Source organism: uncultured Actinomyces sp. (genome assembly GCF_963542285.1).
GTDB lineage: Bacteria > Actinomycetota > Actinomycetes > Actinomycetales > Actinomycetaceae > Pauljensenia.
The window spans coordinates 66,397-89,155 of the sequence record NZ_CAUTWQ010000008.1; the positions used below are offsets into that span (position 1 = coordinate 66,397).

Annotated in this window: 20 protein-coding genes and 1 tRNA gene; 5 read left to right on the forward strand and 16 right to left on the reverse strand. The window is 53.9% G+C overall.

All coding sequences use genetic code 11. The features are described 5' to 3' along the window. Nucleotides 1-3 precede the first annotated feature (3 nt). The 8 genes from RW023_RS05040 to RW023_RS05075 all read right to left on the reverse strand — a co-directional run bounded on the left by RW023_RS05040 (nucleotide 4) and on the right by RW023_RS05075 (nucleotide 9,443). Complete coding sequence (locus RW023_RS05040) at nucleotides 4-162, reverse strand: methionine/alanine import family NSS transporter small subunit (RefSeq protein ID WP_315580170.1); 159 nt, start codon at nucleotides 160-162, stop codon at nucleotides 4-6. Then, nucleotides 159-1,703, reverse strand: a complete 1,545-nt coding sequence (locus tag RW023_RS05045) for a sodium-dependent transporter (protein ID WP_315580171.1) — start codon at nucleotides 1,701-1,703, stop codon at nucleotides 159-161. Before RW023_RS05045 ends, RW023_RS05040 begins: the two co-directional genes overlap by 4 nt. Before the next feature lie 69 nt (nucleotides 1,704-1,772). Then, the gene (locus RW023_RS05050; protein WP_315580172.1) at nucleotides 1,773-2,612 is read right to left on the reverse strand and encodes an anchored repeat-type ABC transporter permease subunit; all 840 of its coding nucleotides are present in this window, start codon (nucleotides 2,610-2,612) and stop codon (nucleotides 1,773-1,775) included. After that, nucleotides 2,613-3,368, reverse strand: coding sequence for an anchored repeat-type ABC transporter ATP-binding subunit (locus RW023_RS05055; RefSeq protein ID WP_315580173.1), 756 nt, complete (start codon nucleotides 3,366-3,368; stop codon nucleotides 2,613-2,615). It abuts the gene before it with no gap. Then, on the reverse strand, nucleotides 3,368-4,336 hold the full coding sequence (locus RW023_RS05060) for a choice-of-anchor M domain-containing protein (protein ID WP_315580174.1): 969 nt from the start codon (nucleotides 4,334-4,336) through the stop codon (nucleotides 3,368-3,370). The genes RW023_RS05055 and RW023_RS05060 overlap by 1 nt, the downstream gene beginning before the upstream one ends. Continuing rightward, on the reverse strand, nucleotides 4,333-5,958 hold the full coding sequence (locus RW023_RS05065; RefSeq protein WP_315580175.1) for an anchored repeat ABC transporter, substrate-binding protein: 1,626 nt from the start codon (nucleotides 5,956-5,958) through the stop codon (nucleotides 4,333-4,335). Before RW023_RS05065 ends, RW023_RS05060 begins: the two co-directional genes overlap by 4 nt. After that, nucleotides 5,955-8,354, reverse strand: coding sequence for a TIGR03773 family transporter-associated surface protein (locus RW023_RS05070; protein ID WP_315580176.1), 2,400 nt, complete (start codon nucleotides 8,352-8,354; stop codon nucleotides 5,955-5,957). The genes RW023_RS05065 and RW023_RS05070 overlap by 4 nt, the downstream gene beginning before the upstream one ends. Nucleotides 8,355-8,435: 81 nt before the next feature. After that, nucleotides 8,436-9,443, reverse strand: a complete 1,008-nt coding sequence (locus RW023_RS05075; RefSeq protein ID WP_315580177.1) for a glycosyltransferase — start codon at nucleotides 9,441-9,443, stop codon at nucleotides 8,436-8,438. 125 nt (nucleotides 9,444-9,568) lie between these two features. Between RW023_RS05075 and RW023_RS05080 the strand changes: the two genes are divergently transcribed. Further along, nucleotides 9,569-9,799, forward strand: coding sequence for a PTS transporter subunit EIIB (locus RW023_RS05080; protein WP_026066556.1), 231 nt, complete (start codon nucleotides 9,569-9,571; stop codon nucleotides 9,797-9,799). Next, a complete protein-coding gene (locus RW023_RS05085) occupies nucleotides 9,796-10,272 on the forward strand; it encodes a PTS glucose transporter subunit IIA (protein ID WP_315580178.1) in 477 nt (158 codons plus the stop codon). The genes RW023_RS05080 and RW023_RS05085 overlap by 4 nt, the downstream gene beginning before the upstream one ends. A gap of 3 nt (nucleotides 10,273-10,275) precedes the next feature. Here the strand turns inward: RW023_RS05085 and malQ are convergent, their stop codons facing one another. Beyond that, a complete protein-coding gene (malQ, locus tag RW023_RS05090; RefSeq protein WP_315580179.1) occupies nucleotides 10,276-12,399 on the reverse strand; it encodes a 4-alpha-glucanotransferase in 2,124 nt (707 codons plus the stop codon). 43 nt (nucleotides 12,400-12,442) lie between these two features. Further along, a complete protein-coding gene (locus RW023_RS05095) occupies nucleotides 12,443-12,727 on the reverse strand; it encodes a PTS transporter subunit EIIB (RefSeq protein ID WP_315580180.1) in 285 nt (94 codons plus the stop codon). Between the two features lie 141 nt (nucleotides 12,728-12,868). On the opposite strand from RW023_RS05095, the gene RW023_RS05100 reads away from it, so the two are divergent. Beyond that, a complete protein-coding gene (locus RW023_RS05100; RefSeq protein ID WP_315580181.1) occupies nucleotides 12,869-13,825 on the forward strand; it encodes an acyl-CoA thioesterase domain-containing protein in 957 nt (318 codons plus the stop codon). Nucleotides 13,826-13,966: 141 nt separating this feature from the next. Here RW023_RS05100 and ettA read toward each other — a convergent pair whose 3' ends face one another. From ettA to orn, 3 genes are all read right to left on the reverse strand, one after another. Then, nucleotides 13,967-15,649 (reverse strand): energy-dependent translational throttle protein EttA, encoded by a 1,683-nt coding sequence (gene ettA / locus RW023_RS05105; protein WP_315580182.1) that lies wholly within the window; start codon nucleotides 15,647-15,649, stop codon nucleotides 13,967-13,969. A gap of 94 nt (nucleotides 15,650-15,743) precedes the next feature. Beyond that, nucleotides 15,744-16,283 (reverse strand): single-stranded DNA-binding protein, encoded by a 540-nt coding sequence (locus tag RW023_RS05110; RefSeq protein ID WP_315580183.1) that lies wholly within the window; start codon nucleotides 16,281-16,283, stop codon nucleotides 15,744-15,746. 134 nt (nucleotides 16,284-16,417) lie between these two features. After that, nucleotides 16,418-17,029, reverse strand: coding sequence for an oligoribonuclease (gene orn, locus RW023_RS05115; RefSeq protein WP_315580189.1), 612 nt, complete (start codon nucleotides 17,027-17,029; stop codon nucleotides 16,418-16,420). Nucleotides 17,030-17,155: 126 nt separating this feature from the next. Here orn and ilvA point away from each other — a divergent pair, with 126 nt between their 5' ends. Continuing rightward, a complete protein-coding gene (ilvA, locus tag RW023_RS05120; protein WP_315580184.1) occupies nucleotides 17,156-18,442 on the forward strand; it encodes a threonine ammonia-lyase IlvA in 1,287 nt (428 codons plus the stop codon). Nucleotides 18,443-18,501: 59 nt separating this feature from the next. Here ilvA and RW023_RS05125 read toward each other — a convergent pair whose 3' ends face one another. The 3 genes from RW023_RS05125 to RW023_RS05135 form a co-directional block, all read right to left on the reverse strand. Further along, on the reverse strand, nucleotides 18,502-18,921 hold the full coding sequence (locus RW023_RS05125) for a winged helix-turn-helix domain-containing protein (RefSeq protein ID WP_315580185.1): 420 nt from the start codon (nucleotides 18,919-18,921) through the stop codon (nucleotides 18,502-18,504). Nucleotides 18,922-19,181: 260 nt separating this feature from the next. After that, the gene (metE, locus tag RW023_RS05130) at nucleotides 19,182-21,491 is read right to left on the reverse strand and encodes a 5-methyltetrahydropteroyltriglutamate--homocysteine S-methyltransferase (RefSeq protein ID WP_315580186.1); all 2,310 of its coding nucleotides are present in this window, start codon (nucleotides 21,489-21,491) and stop codon (nucleotides 19,182-19,184) included. 33 nt (nucleotides 21,492-21,524) lie between these two features. Continuing rightward, a complete protein-coding gene (locus tag RW023_RS05135; protein ID WP_315580187.1) occupies nucleotides 21,525-22,457 on the reverse strand; it encodes a methylenetetrahydrofolate reductase in 933 nt (310 codons plus the stop codon). Nucleotides 22,458-22,687: 230 nt separating this feature from the next. Here RW023_RS05135 and RW023_RS05140 point away from each other — a divergent pair. Next, nucleotides 22,688-22,759, forward strand: a tRNA-Arg gene (locus RW023_RS05140).

Sequence of the window (22,759 nt, forward strand, 5' to 3'; positions counted from 1 at the left end):
CCCCTATCGTGTCGGAACTTCAGTCTTTTGCGAAGCAAGCGTTTCATGCTCCTCATCGCCATCCGGAGTTGGCAGGATTCTGAGCATAACCATGGATGCAACAAGCCCTCCCCATACCAGAAGGATCGTCACAATCATCATGATGATAGCAGCGGGGGTCATGCGATCTCCTTAGATGTTGACGAGGTGCTTGAGCGCTGAGGATGCGACCAGGGCATCAGGGTAACGATTGCGGATGCGAGGAGTGCGAAACCAACAGATCCCCACCCGAAGATGTTGACAAGATACCCGGCATAGCCGCCGTATCCTTCACTGATGCTTGAAATCACTGAGGTCACCAGCATGAACGCCAGCACCAGTGGAATAACGATACCAACGAGGTAGTCCCATACGGGAGGAATCGAAGGTGCCGAAACAGAGTTAAGGTGCTTGCGCAGACCCCGAAGCCTGGGGCGCACAAGTGCGGTGTAAAGCGCCATGGCAATCGCGCAACCAACAACTCCCACATTATTGATGAAGTTATCAACGATATCCAAGGTGTTCAGACCAGAACGTGTCGCAAAAAGCGCCAAAGAAATGATCGTTGTTGGAATTCCCACGACAAGGGAGGCCTTCGCTGGGGTCAAGGCGAACTTATCTTGGACTGCACCAGAAACCACTTGCAAGAGCGAGAGCAGAGAGGTGATGCCTGCGAGGACAAGCGATGAGAAGAACAGGACTCCGAAAAGCGGACCACCCGGCATCATCGAAATAATCTTCGGGAAGGTCACGAAGGAAAGAATCGGACCGGTCAGTCCCTTCAACTCAGAAACAGCGATTCCTTGCGAATGTGCCATGAAGCCCAGCGCTGAGAACACACCAATACCAGCAAGAATTTCGAAGGACGAATTAGCAAAGCCAGCGACCAAAGCAGTTCCGGTAACGTTCGACTTCTTGTGGAGGTACGAGGCGTAGGTCAGCATAATTCCAAAGCCAACCGAGAGCGAGAAGAAGATCTGAGCGAATGCGGCAAGCCACACCTTGGGTTGAGTAAGGGAACTCCAATCGGGTGTGAAGAACGCACTCAGGCCCTCCAGTGCACCGGGCAGAAAGAGCGCACGCACAACAAGAGCGAGGAAGAGGACAACCAGAAGAGGAAGGAAAATCTTATTGGCCTTTTCGACCCCTCGTGCGACACCAAAAGAGGCGATGAGCAAAATGCAGGCCCATACCAAGACAAGCGGGATAGCAACTGCCATTACCGGAGTCCACGAGAATTCATCAGAACCGACGGTTCCCAGGAAAGAGGAAAGGAAGAATGTCTGTGAATCCTCACCCCAGGCCTCGGTAATCGAATAGACGACGTAGCTTCCCGACCACGCAACAACTGCGGCGTAGTAGGTAATAATCACGAAGCAAATGAAGACGCACAACCAGCCAAGGAACTCTCCCTTGGCGTTCATGCGGCGGAAGGCCCAGGGAGGGGTTCCGCGGAACTTATGGCCGACGGCGTACTCGAGCCAAAGGATCGGGATACCGGCGAAAAGCAGAGCAACGAGATAGGGAACGAGGAATGCTCCCCCGCCATTGGTGTATGCGACACCTGGGAATCGCCAGATATTACCCAAGCCGATTGCGGAACCGATAGCCGCCATTAAAAAGCCAGTTTGGCTGGTCCATGTGTCGCGCGTGCGACGTTTCGCAGGAGATGCTGCCGTGCTCATGTAAACGTTTCCTTCCCTAATACAGGCCCAAACCTAGTGACGTCTCAGGAGCCGAGCAATACTTTTCCACTATGCGAAACGGGATCGCCAGGATCGATACACCCACGCAGCAATAAAAACGAGCGTAACAACGCAGACAATTGATGCTCCCGCCGGAAGATCCAAAGACCAGGAGAGGTAAATACCACACAGAGAACTCAGTACACCGATAACGAGAGCCGTTCCAATCATCGCTCCCAGTGAATTTGTCAGAAGCCGAGCACTTGCGGCGGGGGTAATGAGCAGGGCAAGAACCAAAATGTTGCCAATGATCTGGACGGAGATCACGACAGCACCGGCAACACTGATATAGACCAAAAGATCCAGAGCCATCACCGGCAATCCGGCGACTCGAGCGCTTTCTCGATCAAGACTCACCGCAACGACCTCTTTGTGAAAGAAGGCAAAGACCCCAACGATCAGTGCAGATGCAAGCAGCACGAAAGGTACCTCGGAAGCAGGGATGCCTGTCAGCGAGCCAAAAAGGAAGTCCTGAAGAGAACCAGCATATCCCGGTGCCCAAGAGATGATGACCAATCCCAAACCAAAGGCCCCAACGAAAAGAACACCAATGATTGAGTCTTCCTTCAAACGCCTATTTTGGGAAAGAAGTGCAACGAGCACAGCAGTACCCACACCAGCCAGCGTTCCTCCCAATACCAAAGATCCCGAACATACAAAAGCGATTGCAAGACCGGGGAAGACCGAGTGAGCGACGGCATCTCCAATGAAAGACATCCCGCGCAGGACAACATGACAGCCAACAACTGCGCATACGCAGGCTGCAACGCAGGTGACAAGAACGGCACGGGGTAAGAATGCCAATGCTGGATTCGTCAGATCGTGAAGAAAATCAATGATACTCAGCACTTAGATCACCCCAAGGACCTTGAGCAACGGATTCGACGGGCGAATATCAAAGGTGCGCATCCACACCTGAGGATCACGAATTTCTTCCGGCTTCCCCGAGGCGACAACGGTCGAGTTCAACAAGAAGAGTCGATCACAGGCATCAATAGCCCCAAGAATGTCGTGGGTTGTCATGAGGATGGCACAGCCACTGAGCGCAAGCCTTCGGAAGACATCCATCAGGCTCTCTTGAGTCGGCATATCCAGTCCAGTAAAGGGTTCATCCAATAGAAGCAATCGTGGACGTAAAGCAAGAGCCCTTGCGACCAGTACTCGCTGACGTTGACCGCCCGAAAGCTCCCCGATCACTCGATCTCCAAGCTGCGCCAGGCCAACCTGATGCAGCGCCTCTTCGACGGCGCGATGGTCGTCGATCTTAGCCCGACGCCCCCATCCGATCCGGCGAGCTCGCGCGCTCAGGACTGCTTGACGGATGCTGATAGGAAAATCCCAGGCAAACTCATGACGCTGCGGAACATAACCCACTGTTCGAGGCTGAAGCGGGAGGCCCATTGACGTGATGTGAGTCGAGCGAGAAGGAATCACGCCGAGTATTGCGCGTAAGAGAGTCGTCTTTCCAGCACCGTTGGGACCAATGAGCGCACAGAACTCACCGGGAGCAACAGAAAGCGAGACCGATTTGAGTACCTCACGCCCAGGGTAAGACACGTCCAAGTCACATATATCGAGTGCTGAAACCGAATTCTCAGTACCCATCAGACATCACTTTCCGACCCGAAGTCACGAAGAACATCCTCACGTGCTTCCTCAATCTGCTTTTTCGACTTCTTTGTTCGATGGAAAACAACGATAAAGGCAAGCACAGCCAAAGCCAGACAGATTACTCCATAGATCAAATACTCACTATTTCCGCTTTGTTCACGCGGCGCCTGCGGCTTGGCAGTGTCCATCCCCTTGTTCGACGAGGCCGCAAGCGCGTTTGGCGTGAGCGCGCGGGCTTCTTCAGTCTTTGCCCCATCGCCAACAACGAATCGGAGAGTATCCGAAACGCATTGCGGTGTCTCTTTGTCCCCAAAGCACCAGCGCACGCTCAGTGCGTAAGCTCCCGGAGCAGAAAACGCCCAATTTGCGTGAACGTGTGTATTGGCTTCAACCCAGATATCTGATTGAGAGGAAGTAGACGAGTCATACAAGACTGTAGGCGCCCCGAAAGCCCCGTCTTGCAGGAAAAGCCAGGCTTTACCGGGGCCCTGAAGGTTCCCCAGAGTCATCGTTGCACCACTGCCCATGACCTTAATAAGTTCCGGGTCTTGAGTGTTCCACCCCAGCCAAACAACGCGAGGGTTTTGAGTCTGGGGAATAACCCAGTATGACTCTCCCTCGTGTGCGTGCAGGAATGAATAGCTGGGGTCTGAGGGAACCTCAAGCTTGCCAGAATCGCTCACGCGAAATACAAGAGTGTGCAAAGGACGCCAGATCGGCGTTTCTCCCGAATCATCACGTGCCAGGATCTCCGGCTTTGAATCAACAATCTTTGGACCCAAGTCAACGTGACCGCGTTCGATGACTGCTTCTTCTCGAACGACCTGTTCTGAAGAGTCGACGTGTTGAGTGAGAGGATCGTCCGCGAGTGCTGGCATCGACACGCCAAAACTCAAACCGATGCCGAAAAGAATCGCCATTAAGCCCCGCATCGAACGCACGTGGCCCTTACTGTTCGTCATGAATGGTCCTTTCCTAAACACCACGACAGTGAGCGAGCATTCGCTTTCATCATGTCGATATACGTCGACGCATCCTCATCCAAAGTGTCGCCATACAGCCCGCAGACTCGAACACCGTTTTCTTCCGCAACTTGTGCGATCACAGGGTGACGCTTGCGCTTTTGCGGTTCCAAGAAAACCGCGGAAATTTTCATGTTCTTCAAGGTTTCAGCGATGCGTTTACGATCTGCAATCGATGCCTCGCTTCCGTCCTGAGCACTCAGGTAACCAGCGATTTCAAAGTCATAGGCGCGCGCAAGATAGGCATAGGCATCGTGTGTAGTGACTAGCTTCCGGTCAAGCGGATTAATGCCCGCGATCGTCTGCGAAACCTCGCGATCAGTCTCATCGAGTTTCGCGATATAGGCCGAGGCGTTGGCTGCGTATTGCGCGCTATGCTCAGGATCGCGTGTTGATAATGCGTTCTCGATAACTCGAACATAGGCCTGCGCATTATGAATGTCATGCCACGCATGTGGATCAATGTCACCGTGGACATGTTTACCCAGCACAGCCTGGGGCAGAACATAGGCCTGCCCATCACCTGAGCCTATAAACTCCCATCCCCGGCCTTTGGGAATCTCACGCAAAGTACGTGATGGAACATCAATCAGCACTCGCTCAATATCCATAGAGGCAAGAGTTGAGGGTAAGCCGCTGCTCTCCTCCACGCCTTCGCGTAGTGGTGCACCCTCAGGTACTCCACCGTCTTTTTCTCGGTCAACCATCAGGGTTAATGCGCGAGACTTCAGGTCCGCGGTAATGTCGCTGTGGCCTCGGCGCAAAAGAAAGAGACCGCGTTCCCGGGCAACTTTCTCTGAATCAATTCCCACTGCAAAAGTCACCTGCGAGTCAGGAAGCTCTATAGGTTCAGATCCGGGAGTAATACGCAGGCGAGCACGTAGATGCAGCGTGTAGACACCGGGCTGAGTAAAAACCCAGCTCATATGTTGGTGCGCTCCGACGGGCAGAATCGAAGTATCTGTCTGCCAATTATTAGCGGCGTTAAAGCCATCTCGAGAGGCAAAGGCAATCTCGGGACTTCCAAAACTTGTGGTGATGTAAGCGCATGCGTGCCCTGGCCCCTCAACATCAGTGACAGAGAGTTCAATCTGGGACGAGCGCTTTGCTCCACTCTGGCTGCCATCGCCGTAGACTCGTATTCCAAGCCAGGGCGTGTCCAAGGAGCGATCTTCGACAAGAGGAATCAAGCTACCGCCAAACTTTGCGCTTTCTTCCGCCAGTGACAGTGAAATAGCATCCTTGGGAAGATTCGCATCGAGCGCGCGAATCACCGAGTGGTCTTCGAGCATTAGGTAGTTCGTGACTGCGATATCCGCATAGGCAATATCGCGGATTCCCCTCAGGCTCAGCTCCCAAGAATGCGGATCTGCACCGTTGGGAATCAGCTGGTGAACATCGACATAATCACCACCGACATTTCGTGCTAAATCAGCCAAGATCCCCGTTGTCGCGACAATGCTCAGGCGCTGTGACGAGGCATCGAGATGCGGTGCGCAGCCTCCAGATACTGCAGCAAGTACGCATGTAAGGGCTACTCCTGCAATTCGTGCAATCTTCACTGCCTGCCCCGCATGCGAGTCGAGGCAAGGATGCACCCACATCCCATGAGGAGGGCCGCAAGGATCATGGGAGCAAGCTCTGTTGCGCCCGCACCCGTTGATGCCAGGTTGCACGGTTGTCCCGAGGCCGTGCGACCGACGATTGCGTAGACCAGAGGACGTCCGTGTTCCCCTGTTCCACCGGCCGCGATCAAGGATCCAGCCGTTCCACTCCCACTTCCGCGCAAGTCCTCACCACGAGGCGAAACATTCATAGCGATCGTCAGCTGGTAGGAGCCTGGCTCAGTAAAGACCCAGTTTTGGTGGGCATGGGTGTTGGCAGGCAGGGTATAGCTCGTTCCTGCGCCGTCAAATACGTGAGTTCCGATTCCTGCGCCCAGACTTCCCGACTCAAATACTGCGACATTTCCAGGGCCGTGAACATCAAGGAGAGAAAAACGGACCTGCCCGCTGGTTTCAGTGACGATTTCTTCGCGTTGCGAATTCATTCCAAGCCACGGGACCCCTCGAATCTGAGTAGCAGGAATCATCCACACATCTTGCCCGACAGCCGCGGCATAGCTCAGAGCTTCAGGAGCCTTGATCTTTGCCTGATTTCCCAGTGCAAAAGTCATTGATGCGGGATCTTTCCACACCGCAGGCACAGATCGGTCATCTTTAATTCGAGCAACTAACTGACCGTTTTCGATCGCCGGCCCCAGATCAAAGTGACCGTCAGTAATTCCGCCTTCGCTACCAACCTGAACGTTCAGGGTCGTAATTGCCTGATTTGGAGTTTCGCTATCGCTGCGGATACTCGAGACTTCATCCTCGTTTGCTTCGCGAGTAATCCGGGTGGGGATACAGCGCTCAGCACCTACGCGCTGGGGCGCATCACGCGTGAGCGATTCTTCTTCGTCACCTGCTGGGCTTTCTTCAACCGCTGGGGGAAGCACCCCACCGCTCTGGACAGCTGAGTTTTGCGGCCCCAAGACCCCTTGGGAGCCTCCTACCTCAATGAGGTACGTGGCTTTACGTGTCGTTTCAAAAGAACCGTCATTTCGATACGCACGCACTTGAACGCTCAGCTCATAGCTTCCTGCTTGAGAAAACACCCAATTTACATGCGTGTGTGAAAGATAATCTTGAGCAATTGTTGAGCCATGCGGATCTAGTTCAAATCCCCCCGAACGCAGTCGCGAACTACGACCCGAAAGGAAGTCTTCGGTCCACAGTGAAATACGTCCTCCGTTGGGATGGGTATAGCTGACATCAAATTCAACGCGCTCAAATCCTGCTGGCGCTAGAGAGAGAACATCCCATCCGGGCCACGGCAAAGTTGGATCCTGAGTTTGTGGAAGGAAATACCCGCTGCCACCTGCAACAATCTCTTGAGGAAGCGAGTGCGTAAGAGCCGAGGAAGGAATGCTCAGGCGAATTTCTTCAGCTTCGTGTTGGACTCCCGATCCGGTAACGTCTTCCATCACCTTCAATACGGGCTGTCCCGAATCATCAAGCGTCATGTAGAAGAGATCAATATGCCCGTGGTCAAGAACAAGACGGCGCTCGCCAAAGTTCGCGCGGGGAGTCGCTTGGGCATGCGCACTGACCGACGAGGCCACTGAAGCTTCGCGAGCCTCTTTAGCCTCTGGGAGCACCGCTGCCCCCTCACTTTGTGCGAGTTCTCGATTCTGGTCGTTCTTTGGGGTCGAGAGATCAGCGCTCTGCGTGGACTTTTCCATCTGGGTCTGGGAAGCTTCAATGCTCGCGCTAAACTCAGCCTCGGCCACGAGACGAGGCTCGTGCCCTGGGATCACTTCCTGAAGACGAAGGCGCAGTGAGCGAATACCTAGCTCAGCGAAACGCGCATGCAGGGCACCAGCTGCGAAGTCCTCTCCGGCGGCCTCGAGGACAAATCCCCGGAAGAATTCCTCGGTTCCGTCGGACTCTTCTTCAAACGCAGTTCCACGGTCGAGATGCTCGTGAGATGCAAAGCCAAGTGAGCGCGGAGCAATTTTTTCCAGATCCGCAGCGCCTGCTCGTGCACTTAATTCAACGGAATACCGCGCATCCGGCGTAAACACAGAAGGGTTGAGATTAATATCGAGTTCGTAACCCCCATCAAGTTCGCGATCAATGTCTGGAGCGACCGGGGTCGTTCGAAGTCGAAGCGCGTCATCATGAAGGGGAAATTCTTCCCCATTTTCTCCAGTAGTGCACAGAGACTTCAGTGTCTCGTTGTTATCCCCAATGCACGTCGAGACTTGAAGACCATCGCTTAACAGGTGCTCGTCTTGGGAGGAGGAACGAGCCTCCGCTTGAGTCGGGGCTGGAAGAAAAATCCACGCACTCATCACTGCAATAGTGATCAATAGCGAAAACAGGGCACGTGTTGTCCTGCGGCACAAAAATGACATGACCATCTCTCTAGAATGATAATCGTTCTCATTCCCATTAAAGAGGGTGGTCACACCTCAAGTCAAATGGACTGCCTGGCTCTAGTTAAATCCCAACACCCACTGAGAAATGTGATAACCAGCCATAATCACCGTACGTCCCGCCTTTGAGCGCATCGCAATCAAGCGTCCAAGCAGATCTTTACGTACTGCGTCATAGGCTTCCGGCTTCTTCGTTTGAAGCTGCTCCCAGAGTTCATCCTTACGGGCGGCATTCTCCTCAGTTCCCGAGCGCAAAAGCATCACTGTGCAGATGACACAGTTGATACGCAGATAGTGGACGAGATAGCGGTACAGATGAGGCGGAACCTCATCAGGAGCTGGAATGGCATCAACCATCGCCGCATTCACCCGCAGCAATTGATCAACACGCGAAATCATGACCTGCTCGTTGACCGATTGATCATCACGCCCAATGAAATAGCGGTAAAGATCAACATCGAGATACTCAAAAGTACGGACATCAATAACCGGAACAAAAGAGTAAATAAAATCAACATAGAAGGTGTGCTCAGGAAGCACCAGACCGGAGCGACGCACCAAATCTGTCCGCAAGATTAAGGCATGCATCATCAGATACTGGTCATACCGACAACGGCGAATCTGATCCCAAGAGATCACGCGATCCCTAGGTATCACATTTCCGTAGCGGATGACTGCTTTATGACTCTTCCCCTGCTTCTCATACACATAATTGGCAACCAAAAGATCCAAGGGTTCACCCTGAGCTTCGCGAAGCTCCAAGCGCTCAAGGGCACGCTTAAGTGCTATGCGATCCAACCAGTCATCTGCATCGAGAATTTTGAGGTAGCGCCCACGAGCACCCGAAATACCTGCATTAACAGCGCCGCCGTGGCCAGCATTCTCCTGATGAATGACACGGATATGATCTGGATCCGATTGGGCCAATCCATCAGCAATCGCAGCTGTGGCGTCGGTTGATCCATCATCAACGATGAGCACCTCAACCTGGTCAAATCCACGCACCGAAGAAACAGCACGATCAAGGTATTCCTGAGCGTTATACGAGGGAATGACAACGGTGAGCACAAAACTTGGTTCCACCTGTTGAATGATAGTGCATGAAGCGCTCTTTCTGAGCGAAATATTATGAAAACATGGCGCTTTTCGGGCTATCCTTGGTGAAAGGGCTAATTCGCAATGGGGAGGCAATTATGAGCCAAGCGCAAGAAATCCTGAATGCACTGGGGGGCTGGGATAACCTGACCGACCTTCAGCATTGCATCACCCGAATCCGCGTTGATTTTAAAGATGATTCGAAGATCGACGAGGCCGCGTTGCGTAAGGCAGGCGCCTTCGGTGTCGTAGTCGTCGGCTCGCACGCGCAGATCGTCATGGGGCCACAGGCAGAGGAAATCGCAGAGGAAATCAACACGCTGAAGTGAGTCTTCAGCTCCTCTCCCCTATCCCCGGAACCCTGCGAAACTTAGCCGAACTCTCAGATCCAGTTTTCGCCCAAGAGATCATGGGGCCAGGTTTCGCGATTTCCCCCGATGAGGTTGACACTCTTAACATACTCGCGCCTATAGATGGGACGCTCACTCATCAGCTTCCTCATGCCTGCGCGCTGACGACACCTGATGGCCTGAGCATTTTGATACATGCGGGGATCGACACAGTGCTGCTCAAAGGCGAAGGCTTTTCAGCCCCCCATCAACTAGGACAGCACGTTCATGCTGGAAGCCCGCTCATCACATGGGATCTTCGTCCAGCGCGCCAAGCGGGATACGACCTTGACGTTGTGGTGATTGCTATGCAACCGCCACAAACACTATGCGAGCTCTTAACCGTGCCCGGTTCACGCCTAGATACGATGATGCCCTGCGCAGTTGTACGCAGGGCACCACAAAGTAGCTAATTTCTAGCGAATGTAGCGATCCACACTGGTCAAGAATCGCTTAACACGCTCACAATGCACCATGTCATCAATCAAGACTTCTTTGCCATTAAACGCATGAAGTGGAATGCACCAATTCGGATACTCAGCGTTCGTACCCGGTAGGTTCTGCGGCAATTTCTCACCAACAACGTCCACCAAAGAAACAGCCAAAAGAAGTGCAGGAGACGCAGCAAGGTAGGCGTGCATCGCAAGAACAAGTTCTTCATCACTGGGGTGATCTTCGTGAATGAAGCCACCTTCTTTCAGGCGCGAGACCATTCTTTCACGCTCGATGCGATCCGCATCGCGAACCTGATCGAGGTCTTCGACCAAGAGTCCCAACTTATGGCGCAGTTCGGTGTGAGCACCTTCTAGATAGCCCAATGTAGGAGGTAAATCATGAGTTGTTACTGCCGCAAGGCACGATCGACGGTAGCGATCCGGCCAGAGGGGCCATCCACTGCCTTCCTTCTCAAACCACAGAACGGAAGTACCCAAGATTCCACGATCATTGAGATAACCGCGAACCCAAGGCTCAACGGTTCCCAAGTCTTCGCCAATGACAACCGCACCGGCCCGCTGAGCCTCGAGCAGCACAATGCCCACCATGGCCTCGTGATCATAGGACACGTAAGCACCGGCCTGTGCACCCATCCCTTCAGGGATCCACCACAAGCGGAAGAGACCAAGAATATGATCAATACGCACTGCACCCGCGTACGAGAGCACAGAGCGCAACATATCCCGAAGCGGGGCATAGCCCATCTGTGCGAGGGAGCGAGGTGACCACGGAGGCTGCGCCCAATTTTGTCCCTGCTGAGAGTACATATCCGGCGGCGCACCAACACTCATACCCGGAGCGAAGGCATCCGGCATCGACCAAATTTCCGAGCCTTTTGAGTGCACTCCCACCGCCAGGTCAGACATGATCCCCATATCCATTCCCAAACGGCGAGCAGCGTCTTGAGCGCGGATCAACTGGTCGAAAACGATCCACTGGCACCACTGCCAAAACTCGATTTCAGAGGCGAGACGCTGACGCGCTTGCTCGACACCCGGAGACTCAATCGAGGAGTAGCGCTGCGGAAGGTCAATATCGCCATTTTCAAAGACCAAAGCGGACCACAGTGCGAAATTCTCTAAAGACTCCCCGCCTTGAGCGCAAAAGCGTTCAAACTGCGCCTGACGACTAATCGATCGAGGGAGTTCGAAAATCTTACGCAGCGCTTTGAGCTTTGATTTCCATGAGAGGTCACGGTCGACAATATCCTCATGGCTACGGGACGCATGAGCGAAGCGTGTAATTACCCCTCGTTCCTTGCTGTCCATGTGCACATACTCATCGATGGCTTCAGGACGAATATAGAGGGGGCTGGCCCAGCGACGCGACACGGGAAGGTAGGGCGAATTCTCCTGCGGGAATCCGGGCTGCGGGGCATGCAGAGGATTGATTTGTAGGAAGTTTGCACCATTACGCGCAACAATCGCGACTAGATCCGCCAGGTCCTGCGTATCCCCGATTCCCCAGGAACCGCTTGAACGGGTCGAATACAGTTGAGCCGCAACTCCCCAACGCTTGTGACCATCATCGAGACGAGTGGAAAGTCGCTGCGGGACAACAACCAAGGTTGACGAGCATTCACTTCCATCTTCATGGCGTGCAACAATCCGATGCCATCCAAGAGGCAACCAATTCGGAATTTTAAACGTGGCACGCCCAATCAGATTTCCGTCGACCATCCGCGGCGGAATCCAACGGTCAAGCTGCTGAAGCTCATGATGCTGCCCATTTTCGGTCTCAACGTGGCACCAAACGCCCATCCCGTGAGGAACGTGAACAGGGATCTCCGCCTCGTTTCCCTGGCGACACACCGTAGTGGGAGGAAGGGGTGCCAACCAAACAAGATCTTCATTGTGACGAAAAGCGTCATCAATTTCGCTCTGCGAAGGTTCTGAAGAGAGCGAAAAACCCAATGAATTCAACACTGCGACGAGGGAGGCATCTTGAACGTGCTTCCAGTTTCCATACCAATCCCAGAAACCGGTAGAGACCCCCACGGTCTCAGCGAGTTCACGCAGGCGCTCTGTTACCGTCTGACTTGCCATAAGGTCCCCTCTGAAATACAGCAATGCTCTTCTATTTTATGGGCTAGAGAAGAGCAGGTGAGACTGATCTTTGTGTGCCAGCAGACACATCCTGCGGTAGACACAGGTGAAGCATCTGCAAGGCGATCTTCCCAGCCCCTGCTCCGAGAACAATTTGGATCACGTGTCCCGAACGTACAACTGCGAGAACTTCAGGAAGACGAAGGCCCATGTCATCAACCTTTTCAGGCGACCTCACTTCAATCCGAATACGCAGCATGCACGGTTCAATATCTTGGATATTTGATGTTCCCCCCAGAGACTGGAGAAGAAGCGCTGCCGTTTCCACGCCTAATCCCCTTTCAGAAACAAGTGACCTATCACTCACAATATATACGAGCGAAGCAATTTGGTGCAATACGTCACTTTCTGCAACTTGTGATACAGAAATGCACTGCTATTTATCTGCAAAATTGGAGACAATATAGCCATGACTACGCCGCTGCCTATTCCCACAATTTCGACTGAACCAGTCGCTTCAGTCTTAAGAATTCTCAGCCTGAAGGAAAACGGCGATGATTCGTTTATTGCACGTTCACTCCCCCAGGTACGCAGGGTTTACGGCGGCCAGGTTTTGGCCCAAGGACTGCTGGCCGCAAGTGCAACTGTCCCGATTGAGAGGCTGCCCCATTCTCTCCACGCTTATTTTGTCCGAGGTGGGGATCCTGAAAAGACGTTCAGTCTAGACGTCACACGCGTTCTTGATGGTCGTTCATTTTCCAACCGTTCCGTATCTTGCTTCCAAGACACTCGCGAAATTCTCACAATGAGTGTCTCATTCCAAGGCCCCGAAGCTGCGCCCTCTTATTCCCCCGATGCGCCTGAGGTACCTGCCGCGAGTGAATGTCGATCAGCGTTGGAGATCTTCCGTCTAATGGACCATCCCGTTGGCAAATTCCTTGGAAAAACTGCTGCCTTCGACGTACGTCATATTGGCCAGAGTCTCTACACAAAAGCGGACCCACTGAAACTACCAACGCAGAGACTCTGGATGAAGCCTCGCGCCGAGATTCCCTCCGAAACAATTCAGCACGTTCATCGCGCACTTCTTACCTATGTCGTTGACCAAGTCATGCTAGAGCCTGCGCTTCGTGTTCTGGGAATGTCATGGATGACCCCCGGATTGGTTGCAGCATCTTTAGACCATGCGATGTGGTTCCATCACGATGTTGACATCAATGACTGGCTTCTCTTCGACCAGCGCTGCACCCAAGTCGTGAACGGCCGAGTGCTTGTCGAATGCTCAATCTTCACCGAGACGGGGACCCTTGTCGCCCACGCTACTCAAGAGGCGATGCTCCGCGTTCCTAGTGAAGGGCACACATCAAGTCACTGGGGATTTGGGGTTGATCCCAAGACTGGCAAACCAATGAGTGGAATGGCATAGGGCTAATCCGTACGCAGGCACGAGCACCTGAACAAGTACAGCCAACGGCAGAAACTGCACGGATTTATTTATTGACTGACTTCAAAAACCGTGGGAGGGGGCAGCAAAGCCACCCCCTCCCATTGAGTTTGAATCCTAGGATCAGTCGCGAGTGAGCTTACGGTGCGTCACGCGGTGAGGCGCTGCTGCATCCAATCCCAAACGTTCGATCTTGTTCTTCTCATAGGACTCGAAGTTACCTTCAAACCAGTACCACGAGGCAGGGTTCTCTTCGGTTCCCTCCCAGGCAAGGATGTGGGTTGCCACGCGGTCAAGGAACCAACGATCGTGGGTGATGACCACCGCACAACCGGGGAATTCCAGAAGCGCATTTTCCAAAGAGGACAGAGTTTCAACATCGAGGTCGTTGGTCGGTTCGTCCAGCAGCAAGAGGTTTCCCCCCTGCTTCAAGGTGAGCGCGAGATTCAGTCGGTTACGCTCACCACCGGAAAGAACGCCCGCAGGCTTTTGCTGGTCGGCGCCCTTGAAACCAAAGGCAGAAACGTAAGCACGCGAGGGCATTTCGACATTGCCCACCTGAATGTAGTCCAAGCCGTCAGAAACAACTTCCCACAGACTCTTGTTGGGATCAATACCCGCGCGGTTCTGGTCGACATAGCTGAGCTTGACAGTTTCGCCGATGGTGAGCTCTCCCCCGTCAAGAGGTTCAAGACCAACAATGGTCTTGAACAAAGTGGTCTTACCCACGCCGTTAGGACCAATCACACCGACAATACCGTTTCGCGGCAGCGAGAACGACAGGCCATCGATCAAAATACGATCCCCAAAACCCTTCTTAAGGTTTGTCGCTTCGATGACGATGTTACCCAAGCGGGGCCCCGGCGGGATCTGGATCTCTTCGAAGTCAAGCTTTCGACTGCGTTCGGCCTCGGCAGCCATTTCTTCGTAGCGCTCCAGACGCGCCTTAGACTTTGCCTGGCGTCCCTTAGGACTGGTTCGAACCCATTCAAGTTCTTCCTTCAGGCGCTTAGCGAGCTTGGCATCCTTCTGGCCCTGAATCTGGAGACGCTTTTCCTTCGTCTCCAAGTAAGTCGAGTAGTTACCTTCGTAGGGGTACAGGTGACCGCGGTCAACCTCAGCAATCCACTGAGCGACATGGTCGAGGAAGTAGCGATCGTGGGTCACAGCGATCACTGCGCCCGGGTAGGTCGACAGATGCTTTTCCAACCAGAGCACTGACTCGGCATCGAGGTGGTTCGTCGGTTCGTCAAGAAGCAGAAGATCGGGAGCCTCAATAAGCAAACGACATAAAGCTACTCGGCGTCGTTCACCACCGGAAAGGACACTGACAGGCTGATCCGGCGGCGGGCATCGCAATGCATCCATCGCTTGCTCGAGTTGCGAATCGATATCCCACGCATTGAGAGCATCAATTTCTGTTTGAAGCTTGCCCATCTCTTCCATGAGGGCATCGAAATCTGCGTCAGGATTGGCCATTTCTTCAGAGATTTCATTGAAACGGGCGAGCTTGGCAAAGGTATCAGCCGCACCCATACGCACGTTCTCAAGAACGGTCTTGGAATCATCCAATTCGGGCTCCTGCATAAGGATTCCGACGGTGTACCCGGGGCTCAGGCGCGCCTCGCCATTACTGGGCTCATCCAAGCCAGCCATAATTTTGAGGATCGAGGATTTACCGGCACCGTTAGGTCCGACCATACCGATCTTCGCACCCGGGTAGAAAGCCATGGTGACATCGTCGAGGATGACTTTGTCACCAATGGCTTTACGAGCCTTAATCATTTGGTAGATGAACTCCGCCATGGATTCTCCGTTCAGGATCACGTGACATAACGCCGACTATGCGGCAGACCCCTTAATGCTAAGGCACGGCGCATGTTTTTGACATCTACGAGGACTATGCCGCATCACTTTCATCAGTTGATTGCGGACCGTTCTCCCAACGATCACGAGTCAGATCATCGTCTTGTGCCAGAATATGTTGACTTTCAGAAGAAACCTGCTCTGATTCTCCAGTATCCGCAGCGAACTCTTCTGCTGGAGCACTTGAAGACTCGGTGACATTGTTACTTGGATGTTGAGGTTTGAGAGCGACAGCCGGACCAAACACCAAATCGATTCCCATAAAACTGGCATTAATGACCAGTTCGCTTCGGACCTGCTGATCTGGGCCTAACCATCCGCGAGCACTGGGTCGCCCACACACAATCACGGGAGTCCCCTTCTGGACACTTCGCGCAATATTTTGCGCTAAACGATCCCATACACACACTGTGTACCACTTCGGCTCACGCTCTTCGTATTGGCCGGCATCCGTGATGCGCCACTGCGGAGCAGCCATCCGAAAGCGCAAACCTTTAGTTCCATTTTGCGCACTCATACTGCTCAGATCCGAGCCGACCCGACCGCGAAGAACAACGCTTCCTTGGTTATCCATTATTTGTCCTTTCTTTCTAGACCCCCAACATGGGGATGTACCCACTGTGCAGGGGAAGAGGACCTAAAGAAAGACCGGTAGCAGCGTCTGTAGAAAACGCCGATACCGGTACATTCTGTGGATAACTTTGGTGATTAGTTCTCTTCTTCGCCAATCTTTGGAATACCAAGTTCAACCACTTCACGCGCAACCTCACGGGCGTGTTCGCGAGTAATTGGCTCCCGCGGGAAAAGAACGCGGCGATAGTATTCAAGTTCTTGGATTGACTCAAGAATGTCTGCCAAGGCGCGGTGTCCGCCGTGCTTAACGGGCGCTTCCTCAAAAGCCTTGCGGTACCAGCGCTTAGCCAATTCCTTAATCGAGGAAACGTCAACCAGACGGTAGTGAAGGTGATCAATCACCAAGGGCATATTGGCCTCAAGGAACATCTTGTCTGTCCCCACTGAGTTTCCTGCAAGCAGCGCCTTTTTCGGGACGGGAACAAAACGTCGGATATAGTCAAGAACCTGCTGCTGAGCATCTTCCATGGTGGTTCCGGAAGGCAGCTCATCCAAGAGGCCAGATGACGTGTGCATCTGGCGAACAAAATCATTCATTCCCTCCAAGGCTTCAGCCGGAGGGGTAATCAAGACGTCAATACCGGGATCGACAATATTGAGATCCGCATCGGTGATCACAACCGCTACTTCGATCAAAGCATCACGAGTGACATCCAATCCAGTCATCTCGCAATCGATCCATACCAATGGTTCTTTCAAATCACTCACAGCTTTAAGTGTAAGCGCATGAATAGGATTTCACTGTCTGGCCTCTCAAAGTCCACGCCGGTTTGCTGAGCTACGATAAACCTGACTACGACACTAGGAGTACGCATGACAACGGACCAGTTCCCACTTTCTCCTGAACTCATCGCTCAGGCTTCAGACATTCTGAGTGAGGTCGTAGAGAAAACGCCGGTCATGCTCTCAGAGCGACTCAGTGACCTTATCGGCTTACCGGTCTATCTCAAGCGCGAGGATATGCAAAAGTGCCGTTCTTTTAAGGTACGCGGCGCCTATTTCCGAATGAGTACCCTGAGCGAAGAAGAACGTCGCAGAGGTGTTGTCTGTGCATCCGCAGGTAACCACGCGCAAGGCTTGGCCTATGCGTGCGCGCAGCTCAAGGTGCGAGGAACCATCTACCTTCCCTCGAACACACCCAAGCAGAAGCGCCAGCGCATTGAAACCATTGGTGGTGACTGGGTGGAACAAGTCATTGTCGATGGAACATTCGACCGTGCCAATGCGCAGGCTCAAGAGGCCGCGCGTCATTCGGGACGCACCTACGTCCATCCCTACGATGACCCCTGCACCATTGCCGGTCAGGGCACAATCGCTGTTGAATTGGAAGAGCAGGCACTTTCCGAGGCAGCGGCAGTTTTGGTCCCAGTCGGTGGCGGCGGCTTGCTCTCAGGTATCGCAACGTGGATCCGTTCGCGTTTCCCCGATATCAAGATCTATGGCGTTGAGCCCACGGGTGCCGCGTCTATGGCCGCAGCAATGGAAGCGGATCAGATTGTTTCATTGCCCACTGTTGATCCATTCGTCGACGGAACCGCCGTTGGGCGTGCTGGTGAGCTTCCCTACTCGATTGTTAAGGAGCTGGTCGACGACATTTTGGTTGTTCCCGAAGGGGCTGTCTGTACGGAAATGCTTGATCTGTACCATTCCGACGGCGTGATCGCGGAACCGGCAGGCGCATTGGCCTCTGCTGCGGCACGCATGTATTTCTCCGATGCAGAGCAACGCAATGAACTTTTGGGAGGAAAAGAAGGAGCGATTATCGCAATCGTTTCCGGTGGAAATAACGATATGACGCGCTACGCGGAAATCATGGAACGCTCACTGCGACATGAGGGCCTGCGTCACTACTTCCTCGTCACTTTCCCCCAACAGCCCGGTGCACTTCGCAGCTTCCTCGAAGATGTTTTGGGGCCTAGCGACGACATTGTTCACTTCGAGTACACGAAGAAAAACAACCGCGATTCGGGACCGGCATTGGTCGGGATCGACTTGGCTGATCGAGAAGATATTACAGGTCTGCGTGCACGCATGGAGGCGTCTCCCCTCCACGTTGAAGAGCTGCGTCCCGACTCTGAAATTTATCGTTTGGTGATCTAAGCACTTCACCCTCAACACCCGGCAGGATCTCAGGGAATTCCCCTCCTAGCCGGGTGTATTTATGCTGCAAGGGCATGGACTCGGGTATTGCTCACGCGGACGTTCGGAGTTGAGTTGAAGCGATAGCCCTGGCCTCGCAAGGTTGAGATGAGATCAGCTTCGGGAAGCTTAGCGCGAAGACGACGGATGTGCGCATCGATAGTGCGAGTTTGGGATTCAAGACCTTCGCCATACCATACCGATTCCAGCAGTTCTTCTCGGGAAACAATCTCATCGGCATGTCCTGCAAGGTAGGCCAAGAGTTCGTATTCCCTGTTGGAGAGCTTGACCGAATTCCCGTACACCTCTAGGCGACGGTGATCAAGATCGATATGCGTCGATGCCGGTGAGAGCTTCAGTCCGGCCAAAATATTGAGGAATTCTTCGAAAGAAGTAGAAACAGAAGAAGTGACGGTTTCAGGGGTGTAAACAAGAGCCATGATGTATCCAAACTATTTTGGTACCGCATACACCACAGTCAGCGTGGTTCCTTGAGCGGTAGCGATCGACGGGTTGAAAGGTCAATCACATACACATTCGCGAGCACATGGAGCCGCACATGGGGCGGCAGGTCATGGTCGCGTGAAAAGTCATGGCTTCAGTTTATCGAATGATACAGATGTGTCAAAACGAAAGAATGTGAGGGTGGAAACACGGGAATCAAACCCGCATTTCCACCCTCACACAAAGAGCGGACTACTCAGTTCGCAAGCTGTTCACGAACGATCCGAGTCGCCTCAACAAGGTTCTTCAAGGACTCTTCGGTCTCAGCATAGCCTCGGGTTTTCAGGCCACAGTCGGGGTTCGACCACAAGTTACGCAGCTCAATCGAGTCAGCAGCCAAGGTCAGAAGCTCGGTGAGTTCCTCAACCGAAGGGACACGTGGCGAGTGGATATCCCAGACACCGGGTCCAACGCCATGGCTGAAGCCTTGTTCTGCAAGCTCAGGAAGGACTTCCATGCGTGAGCGCGCAGCCTCGATTGAGGTCACATCCGCATCCAGTCCCAAGATCGCATCAAGAATCTGACCGAACTCCGAGTAGCACAGGTGGGTGTGAATCTGAGTATCGGGACGTACTCCGGCAGTTGCGAGACGGAACGAATCCACAGCCCACTTGAGGTAATCAGCGTGACGGGACTGATCCAAGGGAAGCAGCTCACGCAGTGCTGGTTCATCGACCTGGACAACAGCAATTCCGGCGTTCTGAAGATCGGTGACCTCGTCGCGCAGAGCCAGACCGATCTGATCAGCAACCTGAGCCAAAGGCAAATCATTACGCGGGAAGGACCAGGCGATGATGGTGACCGGACCAGTCAGCATGCCCTTAACCGGGTGATCAGTCAGCGACTGCGCGTAGCGCGCCCATTCAACAGTCATCGCGTGAGGACGGACAACATCCCCCCACAGGATCGACGGACGGGTGCATCGCGAACCATAAGACTGGACCCAACCGTTCTGCGTTGCGGCGAAACCTTCAAGCTGTTCAGCGAAGTACTGAACCATATCGTTACGCTCTGCTTCACCGTGGACCAGAACATCCAGCCCAAGATTTTCCTGAAGGCGAATCACTGATTCAATCTCTTCACGCATACGCTGCGCATAGTCTTCGTCAGAGAGCTCACCCTTGGCCCAAGCGGCACGGGCTCGACGAATTTCCTTCGTCTGGGGGAAGGAACCAATGGTAGTGGTCGGAATGAGGGGCAGACCAAGACGCTCGCGCTGAAGCTCATCGCGGACTGCAAAGTCTTCACGCTCACGATCGGCCTCGGTCAAGCGCGCGACGCGCTCACGCAGCTCGGGGCGAACCACGCCGGGTGCGGCAGCGCGCTGAGCCAGAACCTCTCGGGTCGCTTCAACGGCCTCGGAAATAGAATCCCAACCATTGTTCACGCCGCGAGCGAGGGTGACAATCTCCCCGACCTTCTGGTCTGCGAAGGCAAGCCATGCGTGAAGGTTCGCATCGAGTACAGGGTCATCCCACTTCTCCAGTGCGGTGTCATGGGGAACGTGCTGCAAAGAGGTCGAGGTCGAAACGGCAAGCGATGCGGGATTCAAGGCTTTTGCTGCATCAAGGCGAGCGATCGCGCTATCCAAATCAGTTCGCCAGATATTACGGCCGTCGACAACACCAGCAACTAGAGCGACCTTGGTCAGGTCAACTGAGCCGGCCTCGGGAAGAGAACCACGGCATAGATCCAGTCCCAGAGCCTCAATGCCGGTGGAGGCAAGAGAGGCTGCAGCCTGTGCGCCATCGCCATAACCGATTGCCGCGAAGATCGCGGGACGCTTCTCCAGCTTGGCAAGAGCAGCAAAAACACGAGTCGAGTACTCAATGAGGGTCGTGCGCTCAACGTGGAGGTTGTCGGAAGCAAGCGCGTGCTCATCGATCTGGACCCAAGGTGCTCCTGCCTCGGCAAGCTGGGCAAGAACCTCAGCGTAGGCTGCAACGACGTCGTCAAGGCGCTTGAAGGGGTTGTAATCCGGAGTTGCCTCATCAGCCTTTGCAACAGCAAGGAAGGTTACGGGGCCAACAAGAACCGGGCGAACGATGGTGCCCTCTTCCTTTGCAGAAAGGAAGCGATCGACGATGGTGTGATCAGCGAAAGAAATCGGCGTATCGGGGCCAATTTCAGGAACCAAGTGGTGGTAGTTCGTATCGAACCACTTGGTCATTTCCAGCGGCGCAACCTGCGCATTGCCGCGAGCCAGTGCGAAGTGCAGATCCAGTCCTTCGAAGGAGCGGTAGCGCTCGGGAACCGCGCCCAGAAGTGTGATCGCATCCAGAACCTGGTCGTAGAGAGCGAAAGTTTCAGGGATCGACGCATCATCTTTGCCGAGGCCGAGCTGGGCGAGGCGGTCATGAGTCGTCTTGCGGAGCTGGGCTTCCGTCGCGCGAAGCTCATCGGCGGAGATACGGCCCGCCCAGTAGGCTTCGAGCGCCTTCTTCAGCTCGCGGCCACGACCGATGCGCGGGTAACCCAGGATGGTCGCCGTAGGGAATTGAGTCATTTACTTATCCTTTGTCATCGTGAAATGGACGGGTCAACACTGGCTTGCAGAAACAAGGCCTGCAGCATCAAGCACATCGAGTGCAGGAGCCGCTTTATTGAAGGTATACATGTGGATTCCGGGAGCTCCCGAATCATGCAGGTCGCGAGCAAGACGACCTCCGATTTCCACTCCCATGGAATACATTTCTTGTGGTGAGGACGCTGATTCGAGCTTGCGTCGAAGGTATTCGGGGAATACAACTCCGGTCAGTTCGGTCATGCGGTTTACTCGCCGAATATCGGTTGGCGGCAAAATTCCCGGCACGATGGGAATCGTCACGCCATTGGAACGTGCCTTCTCAAGGAAGTTCACATAGGTGTCAACTTCCCAGAAAAGCTGAGTGATCGCAAAGGAAGCACCCGCAGATTGCTTCACTAGAAGGCGCTCAATCTCTTGGGTCGGCGAAGTTCCTACCGCGGGATTACCCGCGGGAAAAGTGGCAACTGCAATCGTCAAAGGCTTGAAGGCAGCGCGCAAAGCGGCACCGGGATACTGCGCACAACGAGCAGCCTCAATCGAACGAATCAAGGTCACAAGTTCAGTTGCCGAAGACACTCCCCCGGGAGAGGGCTGCCAATCTGGACGCCCCACCGGTGGATCGCCACGCAGGGCAAGAAAAGTTCGAACACCGGCGTTGAGATAATCGGTGACAACTTCGCTGACTTCACTGGGAGTCGTTCCCACGCAGGTGAGGTGAGCAATCGGTTGAACCGGGCTATCCTTCACGAGCTTACGAACAACCCCTCGTGCACTGTGACGATCCTGACCGGCGGCTCCATAGGTAACCGAAAGAAAATCGGGAGAAACAGACAGTAAGCGCTCGACGGTTTGCCAAAACGGCTTAACGAGGCTCTCTTTGCGAGGCGGCATAACCTCGAAAGACAGGGTGGTCAGATCAGAAGAACAGTCAGAAGGCTGAGACATACATTTCCTTGAAAGATCGGCGCTATACGCGCCACGGCAGCTGATTACGGTTCAGCTGCACATTCGTGAGCGAATTGACCCCACGGGGCCTCCAAGGCCAGACATTCTTTCAAGCATGAAGCCATTATCTAGTGTTTCCCACGTTTGCGCACACGCGGCCCACAACTTGGGAAAGTGTGACGGGCGACGACATGTACACTATGAAGGTCTGATCGCACTGCGGCAGGCGTGCCTCCGTAGCTCAATGGATAGAGCAAGGGCCTTCTAATCCCGAGGTTGCAGGTTCGAGTCCTGTCGGGGGC

Excerpts from the sequence above, each read along its gene's own strand:
- ettA (WP_315580182.1), bottom strand. The coding sequence starts at position 15,649 with ATGGCGGAGTTCATCTACCAAATGATTAAGGCTCGTAAAGCCATTGGT.
- RW023_RS05100 (WP_315580181.1), top strand. The coding sequence starts at position 12,869 with ATGACTACGCCGCTGCCTATTCCCACAATTTCGACTGAACCAGTCGCT.
- RW023_RS05040 (WP_315580170.1), bottom strand. The coding sequence starts at position 162 with ATGACCCCCGCTGCTATCATCATGATGATTGTGACGATCCTTCTGGTA.
- RW023_RS05125 (WP_315580185.1), bottom strand. The coding sequence starts at position 18,921 with ATGGCTCTTGTTTACACCCCTGAAACCGTCACTTCTTCTGTTTCTACT.
- RW023_RS05060 (WP_315580174.1), bottom strand. The coding sequence starts at position 4,336 with ATGACGAACAGTAAGGGCCACGTGCGTTCGATGCGGGGCTTAATGGCG.
- RW023_RS05045 (WP_315580171.1), bottom strand. The coding sequence starts at position 1,703 with ATGAGCACGGCAGCATCTCCTGCGAAACGTCGCACGCGCGACACATGG.
- ilvA (WP_315580184.1), top strand. The coding sequence starts at position 17,156 with ATGACAACGGACCAGTTCCCACTTTCTCCTGAACTCATCGCTCAGGCT.
- RW023_RS05135 (WP_315580187.1), bottom strand. The coding sequence starts at position 22,457 with ATGTCTCAGCCTTCTGACTGTTCTTCTGATCTGACCACCCTGTCTTTC.
- RW023_RS05070 (WP_315580176.1), bottom strand. The coding sequence starts at position 8,354 with ATGTCATTTTTGTGCCGCAGGACAACACGTGCCCTGTTTTCGCTATTG.
- malQ (WP_315580179.1), bottom strand. The coding sequence starts at position 12,399 with ATGGCAAGTCAGACGGTAACAGAGCGCCTGCGTGAACTCGCTGAGACC.
- RW023_RS05055 (WP_315580173.1), bottom strand. The coding sequence starts at position 3,368 with ATGGGTACTGAGAATTCGGTTTCAGCACTCGATATATGTGACTTGGAC.
- RW023_RS05110 (WP_315580183.1), bottom strand. The coding sequence starts at position 16,283 with ATGGATAACCAAGGAAGCGTTGTTCTTCGCGGTCGGGTCGGCTCGGAT.
- RW023_RS05080 (WP_026066556.1), top strand. The coding sequence starts at position 9,569 with ATGAGCCAAGCGCAAGAAATCCTGAATGCACTGGGGGGCTGGGATAAC.
- metE (WP_315580186.1), bottom strand. The coding sequence starts at position 21,491 with ATGACTCAATTCCCTACGGCGACCATCCTGGGTTACCCGCGCATCGGT.